We start from the raw sequence: 14,011 nt of genomic DNA on the forward strand, positions 1-14,011 counted from the left end.
ATGGCACAGAACAATATCATAACTATCGAACATTTATCCAAGGTCTACACAGAAAGAAAGATCTTTGAGGATACGGATTTTTCCATGCTGGAGGGCGAGAAGGTAGCGCTCATAGGCATTAACGGAACAGGTAAATCAACCCTTTTAAGAATCGTTGCGGGGCTCGAGGAGCCTGACGAGGGAAGCATTGCCAAACGAAGGAATCTGGCGGTTCGTTTTCTTTCCCAGACCCCGGAATTTGATCCCGAGGATACCATAATTGAAGCTATCATACATGACAACGAGGGTCAGCAGCACGTCTGGGATCTGGAAGCAGAGGCTAAAAAGTTTCTTTCGAAGCTCGGGGAAGAGGATTTCACACAGAAGATAAAGAATCTTTCCGGCGGACAGAAAAAGAGAGTCGCTCTCGCCAGCACACTGCTTTCAACTGCGGATCTTCTCATTCTGGATGAGCCTACGAACCACCTGGACGGAGAAATGTCCGAGTGGCTTGAAGGATATCTCAAAAACTTCCGCGGTTCACTTCTCATGGTGACTCATGACAGATATTTCCTTGATTCTGTCTGCGACCGTATAGTGGAGCTGGATCAGGGGAAGCTTTACAGCTACAAGGCAAATTACGCCGGATATCTGGAGCTGAAGGCTGAGCGTATGGACATCGCGAGGGCTCAGGAACGCACCAGACAGAACATCCTCCGTAACGAGCTCAAGTGGGTAATGCGAGGCGCCAAGGCCCGTACCACCAAGCAGAAGGGACGTCTCCAGAGATACGAAAAGCTGTCGCAGATGCACGGTCCCACAGAGGAAGAGGAGCTTAAGTTAAGCTCCATAAAAACAAGGCTCGGTAAATCCACCATAGAGATCGATGATGTAAGCAAGGCCTATGATGAAAAAACTCTGATCCGGAATTTCAGCTACAATTTCCTCCGTAACGACCGCGTGGGAATCATCGGTCAGAACGGTGCAGGAAAGTCCACACTTATCAAGATGATAACCGGATGGGAGCAGCCTGACAGCGGTGAGATCCGCATCGGTCAGACAGTCCGTATAGGATATTTCTCTCAGGAGAACGAGGAACTGGATGGTAATCAGCGTGTAATCGATGCCATGACATCCATCGCGGAATATGTTCACACCACAGACGGTCTGGTCAGCGCCAGCAACATGCTGGACAAGTTCCTGTTCCCGCCTTCACAGCAGTTCATGAAGGTGGAAAAGCTGAGCGGAGGAGAAAAGCGAAGGCTCTATCTTCTTCGTGTCCTCATGTCAGCCCCCAATGTACTCATTCTGGACGAGCCTACCAACGATCTGGATATTCGCACCATGACCATACTCGAGAATTATCTGGATCATTTTGACGGAATCGTCATCGCGGTTTCTCATGACAGATATTTCCTTGACCGTGTGGTGAACCGTATTTTCTCTTTTGAAGGGAACGGAAGCATCTCACAGTATGAAGGCGGATACACCGACTATCAGGTAGAGTATCTTCGCCGCCATCCTGATATGGACAGTGTGTTCCAGAGTGCAGGCTCCATCTCGGGAGTCGGAAAGTCAGCTTCTTCCGGCAGCTCAGTTTCTTCAGGAAATACGGAGGAATCATCCGAAAATGAAGCTGTTGTCAAAAGCTCAGAGCTCACACGACGTGACCACAGTCGAAAGAGCCTCCGCATGAGCTACAAGGAAGCAAGAGAATGGGAGACCATTGAGTCCGATATCGAGACAGCGGAAAACAAGATCGCGGATATCGATGCTTCTATCCTCAAGTACTCCAACGATTTCATAAAGCTCAACGAGCTCACCAAGGAAAAGGAGGAGCTGGAAGCCTACCTTACAGAGAAGATGGAACGCTGGGAATACCTCTCAGACCTTAACGAGAGGATACAGGCTCAGGTGAAGTGAATATAGCTCGACTTCGGAGCGTGTTATTCAATAAACAAAAACCTCTTGACGAGCACCACTGCATTTGATATTATTATGAGGCTTTATGACGAGGTGTGATAATTGGTAGTCGGCCAGCCTGGAAAGTTGGTGCCCGTTTTACGGGTTGTGAGTTCGAGTCTCATCCTCGTCGCTCGAGAAACCGGTTCAAATGAACCGGTTTTTTTGTTATACTTAAATAGAATTTGAAGAAAGGAGGTTACGTTATGCTCGAACTTCTCAAACTCCGTATGGATGGATTCGGCGTAGGCGAGAGTTCCATCAACATATGGACTCAGAACGGCAAGTTACGCTACTCATATGACCGCTCTCCACTGGATACGGATCCGAGTATCATCGTAAAGGTTCCCAAACGCATAGCAGATGACTTTCTTTCCAAACTTCAGGATATTCATGTATATCGCTGGAAGGATCACTACGAAAAGACACAGGCGGATACAGGTAAACATTTTTCTCATATGAAAGCTCATTGGGGCCTCATTTATAAGGAAGTGGGTGGAGAAACCCTTTCCTTCAGCGGCAATGATGCTTATCCGAAAAACTGGAAGACCTTTATGGACCTCATCAACAATCTGGTGAATGAGTCCCAGTCAGTGCATCTCAACGGTCTCTCACACATGGACATAGATTTCCATGACACACATATTTTAGAGGGATATGATGCCATAAGCCAAAAGCCTGTAAAAAAAGCCGTACCCTACAAGGAGACACTTTCCCTTGACCGTAAAGAGGGCACACTCCTTTATGTACAGTTTCCGAACGATCACACTTCAGTGAAGCATGAGTATAGTGTACCTGAGATCATTGATTATCTATTGGGTAACTGTGAGAGATATTTTCATGATTTCGGAAAGCAGGCTTATGAGCATTCAGACCATCGGCATGCCTCCATTTCAGTACGATTATTCTATCGAAACGGAAGAAATGTGAGCTTCAAACGAAGCTATGACCGTTCGGGCATACCCGATGACTGGCGTGAGCTTCTGGATGACCTCCATGATACCATGGCGTTCTTCGGTCTTTACGGACCTCTTTTTGATGAGAACCTCTATAAGCATGGCGTAAAGAACGGCGAGTTCATCTACCTGTTCGTATCGGACACAAGAGGAAGAAACCATTATTTCCGTACCCTTGATGACACTCTCAATGTCGGAGACCTGGTCATCATCCCGGATCGGAATGTTTCGAAAAAAAAGATCGCCATGATTTCCGAAATCGTATATTGCACAGCGGAAAATGTTCCGAAACCTCTCGATGAGACGGGGTTTATCGTTGGCAGATACCGTCCGCGTGATTCCTTTGGATTCAACTACGAAGACGATGAATACGATCCATATGACGACATAGATGACGATGATTTCTAACCACTTCGAAAGTGCGGATACCGTACTTTCACAGATATACTAGTTAGAGGGCGTAAGCGCCCGGATTTACAGGAGAAATCTCGTGATTATTTTAGTTGATTTTGAAAACACCCATGTATCCGGTCTTGATGGATACGAGTACCTTAACGACAGTGACACCCTGGTGATGTATTACAGCGACGAGAACAGCGCAGTTACCAGGGGCATGGTCACAGACCTCAAAAAAAGAAATGTACATGTAAGCCTGGTCAAGCTTCTCAAGCAGCATAGCAATGCTCTCGATATGTACATTGCTTCCACCACCGGTATGTTCCTTGAGTCCGGTGAGAAGATATGCATAGTATCAAAGGACAAGGGCTATGCCGCAGTTCGTGATTTCTGGCACAGCCTGAGAGGTGCTGAGATACTGCTCGGCGAGACTATCAAGGAATGCTTCCTCAGCTCAGAAAAGAATGATGATGAGCGTATAAGCTTATGTAAGGAACGTGCCCAGAAGGCAACACTGGTGGAGTCCTTCGCCACTATGAACACTATCCCTACGAGACCTACACTCAGTAAGGCCAACCAGAGAAGAAGAAACAGAAACATTCACTTTACCGAGGTTTCAGAGCCGGCATCACTTATTCCGAATCCTTTGATGTTTGAAACACCTGCAGACCAGCTGGTGAAGCAGATGAAGGAGATGCCTTTCGGAAGAGTGCCTGAGGCACATTATTCAGAGGGACGCTTCCAGCAGAACAGAGATGCTGACAGAGCAGAGGCTTCCGAAGATTCAAAGAGAGAGAATAAAAAGGAACAGTCCGCAAGAGTCAGCGGTGATTCCGCTCAGACAGAAGACTCTCGTTCACAGGATAGAACCCGCCGTGAAGACCGCCGCAGAGACGGTTCCAGAAATCAGGGAGACAGAAACAGGAACAGACAGAGAAGAGATTTCGAGGATCCTTCCTCAGGAAATTCCCGTCAGGATATTTCAAAGGCAGAGAATGACCGTTCAGACAATCTCCGTAAGGATGCTAAGATCGAGAATTCCCGCTCGCTGAAAGCAAATCAGGAAAACTCCGGGAAAGAGGAAAAAGCAGTTTCAAAGAACTCTCTTGTAAAATCTGAACCTGAGAAAACAGCGATCATCATAAGACCCGAGCAAAAAACATCTTTGGCCAAGTCTGAACCTAAATACGATCCGAATCGTGTTCAGTTTGTATATGATCCTGTTTCACGTTCCATGAAGAAGGTAGGCGAGGATACAGATCCTGCAAAAATCAGGGTTGAAAACACAGAAAAAGCTGCTGCCGGTTCAGAGACTACAGTGAAGAATGACGAGGCTGCTGCAAAAATCCAAAAAGCTGAAAATACTGTCGCGGAAGAACTGAATGACCAAGCTTCAGCTCCGATTATAGATTCTGATCAGGAAATCGAAAAAGCTTCAGAAGCAGCTGCTTCAACCGGACAGTCAGTTGATGATACTGAGACTATAACATCAGACGTTACCGCTTCCTCTGAAATAGAAGCCGAAGCCGTTACAGAGGTTAACAGGTCTGAGATATCAGAGACAGAAGATGCGATATCTGAGGATACCGCACCAAGATCAGATGACGAAACTGCAACCGTAGAGAAAAGAACTGCAAGAAAGTCTGGTGCCAGAAAGAGTGCTTCAAAGAGAAAAACTGCGAGAAAGAGAGTAGCCAGAGAAGCTTCCGTTGAAGAAACAGCAGCTGAAACCACTGCTCAGGATGCAGAGACCTTGACATCTACTGCAGACTCAACCGAATCTGACGACAACGCAAAGAAGACTGCCGGAAAGACAAAAAGAAAAGGTGCGAAGAAAGCCGATGAAAAGGCTGATGCAGATGAAAATCAGTCAGCTGAAAAGAAGCCTAAGAGACAGCCAAGAACAAAGAAGACTGATGCAGAATCAGCGGAGGTGAAGTCTAAAAAGTCCCGTGCAGGCAGAAAGCCAAAGACTTCAGAGAACGCCGGTAGCGAATCATCTGATGCGGTTGAACAGACCAAAGCATCAGCAGTAGCTCCTCAGGAAGCCGTAGAAAAGTACGGTCTCACAGCCAACACCCTTCATACTTACTATGTACGTCTCGTGAAGGCATATGGAAAAGAAGAGGGTCGTGCGGTATATGACGCCAGCAAAAAGGCAGTACAGGAAGAAATAAAAAAGAGAAAAGCAGCTGAAAAGGCGGCTGAAAAAGCAGTAAGCGAATGATCAAAAAAGCTGAGTGCAATGCTATGAAAAGGCACTGCATTCAGCTTTTTCAGTTTTTATACCTGCATCATATCCTCCACTTTTGTGCAGGCACAAGTGGAGGAAGACTTTATGACACTTATATCAAAAAAAATAAATTTGTGCTTGCCAAACCATTTTCATCGTGCTAATATACTTCTTGTCGCGCGGAGGTGCTGAAATTGGCAGACAGGCAAGACTAAGGATCTTGTGTCCGGTAGGACGTGTGGGTTCAAGTCCCATCCTCCGCATGAATAACCCTTGAAAACTTTTGTTTTCGAGGGTTTTTTGTTTAACAGGAAATGTGAAAGGGAATATAATTATGTCAAATCAATTTTCCAGAACCCGGCTTTTATTGGGTGCTGATGCCATGGAAAAGCTGAAGAATTCGAGAGTTGCTGTATTCGGCATAGGCGGAGTAGGCGGCTATGTCTGCGAGGCTCTCGTCAGAAGCGGTGTGGGACATTTTGATCTGATCGACGATGACAAAGTGTGTCTTTCAAATCTTAACAGGCAGATAATAGCTACGAGAAAGACTATCGGAAAATATAAGACTGAGGTCATGAAGGAACGCATGCTGGATATCAATCCAGATGTGGAAGTGAATGTACATAATTGCTTTTTCCTGCCTGAAAACGCGGATGAATTCCCTTTTGAAGAGTACGACTATGTTGTGGATGCCGTTGATACAGTCACCGCAAAAATAGAGCTCGTAATGAAGTGCAGGGAAAAAGGTGTACCCATCATCAGTTCGATGGGCGCCGGAAACAAGCTGGATCCAAGTGCATTCAAGGTTGCAGACATATATAAGACAAATGTATGTCCCCTGGCTAAGGTCATGAGGCATGAACTCAAAAAACGTGGTGTCAGGAAGCTCAAGGTTGTATACTCTGAAGAAAAGGCACTTAAGCCTATGGTAGATCTGTCTGCAAATTGTGAAAGTGACAGCACCTTAGATCCTGCAGCAGAGTCAAAAGCCGCGAAGCGAAGAGCTATTCCCGGAAGCGTAGCTTTTGTTCCATCCGTAGCAGGTCTTATCATAGCAGGTGAGGTAGTGAAGGATCTGGTAAAAATCTGATTTAGGAGATTGAGATCGAAAAATATTTTTTACTAATGACCCTTGGAGGCAAAGTTTGAAAGTAAACTTTCAAACTTAATTGGTGGGTCATATACGAATCCGAGCAAGCTCGATTCTTGCATGACCCATGGAGGTAAAATCATGAAGGTAGCGGTAATTACAGGAGCAACTTCAGGAATGGGACGCCGTATGGCGATAGAGCTGAATGATCAGATTCCCAATATTCAGGAATTCTGGCTTTTCGGGCGTCGTATGGACAGACTATCGGAATTGGAGCGTATTCTCTCAAAACCATGCAGACTTTTTGCGGAGGATCTTCTCACAGATGATTTCCTTGCCAACTATGAAAAGACATTGTCCAAGGAAAGACCTGAGATAGTATTTCTGGTAAATGCTGCAGGCTTCGGAAAAATCGGTGCCATCAAGGCTCTGACTCTCGAAGATCAGCTCGGCATGGTCGACCTCAATGTAAGGGTCCTCACGGGCATCTGCAGGCTGAGTCTTCCTTATATGGCAGCTCACTCGAGAATCATCAATTTTGCTTCCGCCGCTGCATTTCTGGCTCAGCCTTCTTTTGCGGTTTATGCCGCAAGCAAGAGCTATGTGCTCAGTTTTTCCAGAAGTCTGAACGAAGAGCTTCTCGGCACAGATTGTTTCGCTACAGCAGTATGTCCCGGTCCTGTAAAGACCGAATTCTTTGACATAGCAGAGACCACAGGAAAGATACCTTTCTACAAGTATCTTTTTATGGCCGATCCTGAAAAAGTCTGTCATAAAGCACTGGTAGACAGCATCACAAAAAACGATATGTCGGTTTACGGTACAGGCATGAAGGTATTTATGATATTCGCAAAGCTGATGCCCACAAAGCTCATTTTCCTGATGATGCGTTGCTTGAACTTTTTCGGTAAACCCAATAACACTTAGGTAAATTCAACTCACTTTGAAAGCGAGATCAGATTTTGAAAGAATTAAACATTTCCATGAATGAAGCGGGTCAGCGTCTCGACAAGCTGCTCCATAAGTATCTTTCCAATGCCAGTACCATCTTCATTTATAAAATGCTGCGTAAGAAAAACATAGTTTTAAATGATAAAAAGGCTGAAGGAAAGGAAATGCTGAAGGACGGAGACATCGTAAAGATCTACTTTTCCGATGAGACTCTGGAAAAGATGACCGGTGGAGCTTCTTCCGGAAGTATTCATCAGGGCAGCTTAAATCAAAAAGCAGGTTCACTCTCAAAAGGTGATCCTTCACATAAAGCCACAGAAAAAAGAAGCGGAAACACAACTGAGAAAAAATCCGACAGAAAAAATGCTTCTCACGAAAAAAGTGAAAAGCTCCTGATTGATCTAAAGAAGCATATCATCCATGAGGATTCTCACCTTCTGGTCATCGATAAGCCATCAGGCTGGCTCAGTCAGCAGGACGAGCCCGGAAGCATCTCCGTTAACGAGCTCTGCCTCATGTATCTCATGGAAAAAGGAGAGCTCACAGAAGAGCAGCTTCGTACCTTTAAACCCGGGATCGCAAACCGCCTGGACAGAAACACCTCGGGACTGCTTCTTTTCGGAAAGACCTTGCCTGCTCTTCAGAGCCTCGCAGAGGTACTTCGTGAAAGAACCGTTGAGAAGTACTATATCGCCGTTGTCAGCGGAAGCATCCGGGAGTCAAAGACCATACAAGGCTATCTTTCAAAGGACTCAAAGCAAAATAAGGTCATAATCAGAAAAGAAAAGTTCGATGATGCCTCAGAGATCCACACAGCCTACACTCCACTAAAGAACGGTGACGGCTTCACTGTACTGAAGGTTCATCTCATCACCGGAAAAACCCATCAGATACGTGCTCATCTTGCGTCTATCGGTCATCCGATAATAGGAGATCCGAAGTACGGATCTGTGAAAGACAACAAACGCTATAAAACCACAGCCGGTGTGACACATCAGCTCCTTCATTCATGGCAGCTCACCTTCCCGGGGGATCTCGACGGAGTACTCAGTCCCCTTGCCGGAAAGACCATCACCGCAGAGCCGCCGAAAGAATTCAGCTTTTTCCTGAATTGATGTTTTATCTTCGTCTTATTCATCAAGCTATACAGTTTTTTTATCCAGTAAATAAAACCGATCCATAACCGCTGCCGGACATAATTCCTGATACTTCTCAGATCATTTCCGACAGCGGTATTTTTATGGTCGTTTTTAAGACCATACCATTTTTCTCCCCTTTATGATATGTTCTAAAGGGTTATAAACATTCCTCCGAGAGAGGTTATATGTTAGCAAAAATTCATAGTGCCGGTCTGTCCGGCATGGACGGCTTTCTCGTCACAGTGGAAGTGGACGAGAGCGACGGACTTCCGAAATCTGTCATTGTCGGCAATGTTTCCGCATCTGTGCGGGAATCTCTGGAACGCTGTCAGGTGGCGCTCCGCAATGTAAACATTAACATCCCCCCGAAAAGGCTCACCATAAACCTGGCTCCTGCGGATCGTCGTAAGGACGGGACCCACTATGATCTCGCCATAGTGACAGGGATACTTAGATCCATATTTCTGGATAATGCCTCCTTCATCGACGATTATGGCTTCGTTGGAGAGCTCGGACTCGACGGAAAAGTGCGTCACGTAAACGGGATCCTCCCCATGGTGACTGAAATGAAACGTGCCGGGCTCAGTGGGGCGGTGGTGCCTGAACCGGATATTCAGGAAGCACTGGTGGTGGAAGGAATGGACATCATAGGCGTCGAAGATCTTCCTGACCTCTGCCGCATCCTCGAAAATGAAGCTTCCTTCATGAGATTTCCCCGGGAACAGCCTGTGGTATCCGTCCATCACGAGTCTTACAATGTTGACTTTTCGGATATTCATGGCCAGTCCTTTTCTATACGGGCAGCTTTAATCGCTGCTGCAGGAGGTCACAACCTTCTTTTATCCGGCGTTGCAGGCTCAGGGAAGACCATGATAGCAAGGCGCATCCCCACTATACTTCCGGAGCTCTCAAGGGAAGAAAATATCGAGATCACCAAAATATATTCTATAGCAGGACTTCTTCCCGAAGGCTCGGCTCTTATGAACCGGCGTCCCTTCAGGACACCTCACCACACCATCACCACACCTGCTCTCGTCGGAGGTTCCTCCGGTTCAGGTGTGATCCCCGGAGAGATAGCATTGGCATCACGGGGAGTACTTTTTCTTGACGAATTACCCCTTTTTTCAAAAGCCTCCATAGAAGCACTGCGCCAGCCTCTGGAGGAAAAGCAGGTAACCATAAACAGACTGAACGGAAGCTTCAGATATCCTGCAAACTGTATGCTGGTAGCCGCAATGAACCCATGCCCCTGCGGATACTATCCCGACAGGAGCAAGTGCCATTGCACCGAAAGCCAGATACGGCATTATCAGCGGGGCATCTCGAAGCCCATACTCGAACGTATAGACCTTTGTGTCGAGGCGTCCCCCATCAGTTTCAGAGAAGCCACCGGCAGTGATGCGGGCACAAGCTCCGGGGAGCTGAGAAAAAAGGTACATAAAGCAAGGGAAGTCCAGCGGATGCGTTTTAAAGACTGCGGGCATCTTCTGGTGAATGCAGATATGAGCGCCAAAGACATCGAACATTTCTGTCCTTTGAGCGACAGAAGCAGAAGTTTCATCGAAAAGATCTTCGAGATGAAATCCATGTCCATGAGGACCTTTCATAAGGTTCTTAAAGTATCCCGTACCATAGCTGATCTGGAGGATGCGCAGGAGATAAACATTAGCCACCTAAGTGAAGCGGTGAGCTACAGAGGGCTCGAGGACCAGCTGTATGGAAACAGAGAAAATTTCACACCGGAAGGATACCACAGAAAATGCAATGGTCCCGAAGAAAAGCTGTGTAAAAATCAGGAGGATCTTGCCATATGACTATTCAGGATATAAGCCTCAGAAAAGAAATACGGGAGCTGACACCTCTTCATGAGGACTATCCTGAGAGGCTTAGGATGATCCCGAACCCTCCCTCCACACTTTATGTGAGAGGGAAACTCCCTCCCGATAATGTCCCCACCGTAGCCATCATCGGTTCCCGGGAGGCCACTCCCTACGGCACTGAGGTGGCTGAGACCTTCGGAAGGATGCTTGCCGAAAAGGGGATAGGCATCATCAGCGGCATGGCTGCAGGAGCGGACAGCGCCGGACAATGGGGCGCTATAAAAGGGGGAGGCAAGACCTATGCTGTCCTCGGATGCGGGTTAAACATCTGTTATCCCGCAAGAAACTACAGACTCTATGATGAGATACTGAGGAACGATGGTGGTCTCATATCTGAAGTTCCTCTGGATTCCCCGCCTCTTGCAAGGCAGTTCGCTTCGAGAAACAGGATAATCTCAGCTCTTTCCGACGCCGTAATAGTCATAGAAGCGAGGGAACGGTCAGGAACCTTCATAACCGTAAATGCAGCTCTGGATCAGGGAAAGCAGGTCTTTGCTGTCCCAGGGCGACTGAACGATCCTCTGTCCAAAGGCTGTCTTCAGCTCATAAAAGATGGTGCCGAGATACTCACATCCCCGGAGGATATACTTGAGTTTCTTCATCTAAAAGAAAACGGTGAACAGCTCATGATGGAGAAGGATAGTTCCATGCTCACTCCGGGTCAGAAAAGTGTATTACAGTCTCTCGAAAGCGATGCACTCCATCTCGATGTACTCACGAAAAAGACCGGACTTCCTGTGCAGGAGCTAACTGCCATGCTCCTTGAACTTGAGATACTGGGCTTTGCGGAATGCACGAAGACCGGCTTCTACCGGAGAAAAAGCTACTGACACGGCTTTGTCAACTTGCACATATCTGCTGTTTACACATTACGAACTTCACATATTCCGCTGTCGCATATTCCAAAACGTATTGACAAAACTTACGTAAGGAAATAGAATAATGCCGTCTAAAAATTTATGTCTTTTTTAAGACAGCTGTAAATCGTTGAAGAGGACAGTAGCTTTTTTATTTCACTTCAGAGAGGAGCCGGTAGGTGCGAGGCTTTGTGATGGTAAAAGTGAAGACCACCTCCGAGAGGTCCTTAATCGGATCCGTTGATCACGTTACAATCATCAAAAGTGGTTGCTGCACAAGTGCAGCAGCAATTTGGGTGGAACCGCGAGATATCGTCCCAATCTGTGACCTACGTCATGGATTGGGACTTTTTTAATGTATAAAGCCCAGTCGCAAAGAATATGTAAGCTGAATGCTTGCATTCAAGATTACATATTCTTTAGCGACGCTAACAAGTATGAGCAAAAAAGCTGCTCGAGCGAAGTGAGAGAAGCGATTTGCGAATGCTTGTAGGATTGCGAGAGTGTGCAACACGAAGCAATCCGTAGGGCTTTATACCCTCACATAACCAAAAAAGCTTCCCCAAAGGGCTTTTTACATTTTACAAAGGGAGAACCAAAATGGAAAAAGAAGAGATTTTAAAGGTTTATCGTCATTCTCTTGCTCACATCCTTGCAAAGGCTGTTATCGAGATCTACGGTAAGGAAGTACAGTATGCCATCGGACCTGAGATCGATGACGGAGCTTACTATGATTTTGCATTACCTGAGGGCAAGACCATAACAGACAAGGATTTCAAGCAGATCGAGAACAAGATGCGTGAGATCATCAAGAGAAGAGAAGACTGGACCCGTAAGGAAGTTTCAAAGGCAGAGGCACTCGAGATCTTCAAGGATCAGAAGTTCAAGACCGAGCTCATCAACGATCTTCCTGAATCAGAGATCATCACAATCTACTACACAGGTGAGGACTATGTAGATCTCTGCCGCGGACCTCACGTAGACAATTCACAGGAGCTTATGAGTGCAGCCTTCGAGCTTCACGCAGCTTCCATGGCTTACTGGAGAGGCGACGAAAAGAGAGACAAGCTTCAGCGTGTATACTTCTATGCTTTCCCAAGCAAGGATGAGTTAAAGCAGCATATCAAGATGATCGAAGAGGCAAGAGAGCGTGATCACAAGAAGATCGGTGCACAGCTTGAGCTCTTCATGTTCGATGAGACAGCTCCAGGTATGCCATACTGGCTCCCACGTGGATGGGTAATGTATCAGACTCTTCTCAAGTACAGCCGCGAGCTTCAGAAGGCACACGGATATACAGAGATCTCTGCTCCTCTCATCAACAACAAGAAGCTCTGGCTCATCAGCGGACACTGGGCTCATTATCTCAACAACATGTTTATCGTTCCGGGAATCGAGGGACACCTTTCAGCAGATGCCGACATCTCCGGTGTTATCGAGAATCCTAAGGATACATCAGCTGAGTCAAAGGCAGTAAAGATCATGGCAGGTTCTGTTGTATACAACCGCGAGAACCTCGACACCATGGCAGCAAAGCCTATGAACTGTCCTAACGCCATGATGACCTTCAAGCGTAAGAACCGTTCCTACAAGGAGCTTCCTATCCGTTACAGCGAGTACGACGTTCTTCACCGTAAGGAGAAGTCAGGTCAGATGAACGGTCTCTTCCGTGTACAGGAGTTCCGTCAGGATGATGACCATACATTCGTAATGGAATCTCAGATAAAGGACGAGATCAAGGATATCATCTCTATCGCAGATGAGATCTACACAACCTTCGGTGTTACATACCGTGCAGAGCTCTCAACACGTCCTGATGACTACATGGGAGACATCGAGGTATGGAACCAGGCAGAGGCCGACCTCAAGGAGATCCTTACAGAGCAGTACGGCGAGAACGGCTTCGAGATCAACGAGGGAGACGGTGCATTCTACGGTCCTAAGATCGACCTTCAGATCAAGGATGCCCTCGGAAGAGAATGGCAGTGCGGAACTATCCAGCTCGACTTCCAGCTTCCTCACAACTTCGGACTTACTTACATCAACGATCAGGGTGAGTCTGTGATGCCTGTAGTTATCCACCGTGCTATCTACGGTTCACTTGAGCGTTTCATCGGTATCGTTATCGAGAACTTCAAGGGTATGTTCCCGTTCTGGCTTAACCCATATCAGGTAGGTATCGTTCCTATCCGTGAAAGCCACAACGAGTACGCAAAGAAGGTAGAGGCTCTTCTCACAGAGAACGGCATTCGTGTTGAAGCTGACTACTCAGACAACAACATGAAGACAAAGATCAAGGGCTTCAAGAACTTCAAGGATCCTTATATCCTTGTACTCGGTGACAAGGAGGCTGAGGAGAACACTGTTTCCATCAACATCCGCGGAACCAACAAGCAGGTTCAGAACGTTCCTCTCGAGAAGTTCGTCGAGATCTGTAAGAAGCTCAACAAGGAGCACACTCTCGAGCTCCCTGAGAACTTTGACTGATCTTAATGCTTAAATCAAAAAACTTTATTCCTTCCGGACATTCCACCTGCATCGTAAAGTGCGGCCGGAATGCCGTGGAAG

9 protein-coding genes, 2 tRNA genes and 1 other annotated feature are annotated in these 14,011 nt (G+C 46.7%); all 11 genes read left to right on the top strand.

What is annotated here, in order from left to right; all coding sequences use genetic code 11:
- A complete protein-coding gene (locus tag BXO88_RS12275) occupies positions 1-1,902 on the top strand; it encodes an ABC-F family ATP-binding cassette domain-containing protein (protein ID WP_078038026.1) in 1,902 nt (633 codons plus the stop codon).
- Between the two features lie 87 nt (positions 1,903-1,989).
- A tRNA-Ser gene (locus BXO88_RS12280) sits at positions 1,990-2,074 on the top strand.
- 73 nt (positions 2,075-2,147) lie between these two features.
- Entirely contained in the window at positions 2,148-3,305 is a 1,158-nt protein-coding gene (locus tag BXO88_RS12285; RefSeq protein ID WP_078038027.1) for a hypothetical protein, read from the top strand.
- 82 nt (positions 3,306-3,387) lie between these two features.
- Complete coding sequence (locus BXO88_RS12290) at positions 3,388-5,520, top strand: PIN domain-containing protein (protein WP_078038028.1); 2,133 nt, start codon at positions 3,388-3,390, stop codon at positions 5,518-5,520.
- A gap of 185 nt (positions 5,521-5,705) precedes the next feature.
- Positions 5,706-5,789 (top strand) — tRNA-Leu (locus BXO88_RS12295).
- Positions 5,790-5,860: 71 nt separating this feature from the next.
- A complete protein-coding gene (locus BXO88_RS12300) occupies positions 5,861-6,616 on the top strand; it encodes a tRNA threonylcarbamoyladenosine dehydratase (protein ID WP_078038029.1) in 756 nt (251 codons plus the stop codon).
- Between the two features lie 141 nt (positions 6,617-6,757).
- Positions 6,758-7,543, top strand: coding sequence for an SDR family NAD(P)-dependent oxidoreductase (locus BXO88_RS12305; RefSeq protein ID WP_078038030.1), 786 nt, complete (start codon positions 6,758-6,760; stop codon positions 7,541-7,543).
- A gap of 35 nt (positions 7,544-7,578) precedes the next feature.
- A complete protein-coding gene (locus tag BXO88_RS16570) occupies positions 7,579-8,682 on the top strand; it encodes an RluA family pseudouridine synthase (RefSeq protein ID WP_078038031.1) in 1,104 nt (367 codons plus the stop codon).
- A 209-nt stretch (positions 8,683-8,891) separates the two neighbouring features.
- Positions 8,892-10,520, top strand: a complete 1,629-nt coding sequence (locus tag BXO88_RS12315; protein WP_078038032.1) for a YifB family Mg chelatase-like AAA ATPase — start codon at positions 8,892-8,894, stop codon at positions 10,518-10,520.
- Positions 10,517-11,416, top strand: a complete 900-nt coding sequence (gene dprA, locus BXO88_RS12320) for a DNA-processing protein DprA (RefSeq protein WP_242945222.1) — start codon at positions 10,517-10,519, stop codon at positions 11,414-11,416. The genes BXO88_RS12315 and dprA overlap by 4 nt, the downstream gene beginning before the upstream one ends.
- Before the next feature lie 148 nt (positions 11,417-11,564).
- Positions 11,565-11,766, top strand: a binding site (T-box leader).
- 277 nt (positions 11,767-12,043) lie between these two features.
- Entirely contained in the window at positions 12,044-13,930 is a 1,887-nt protein-coding gene (locus tag BXO88_RS12325; RefSeq protein WP_078038033.1) for a threonine--tRNA ligase, read from the top strand.
- The last annotated feature ends 81 nt before the right edge of the window (positions 13,931-14,011 follow it).

This window comes from Oribacterium sp. C9, from assembly GCF_002007235.1.
In the GTDB taxonomy this organism is placed as follows: Bacteria; Bacillota; Clostridia; order Lachnospirales; family Lachnospiraceae; genus Oribacterium.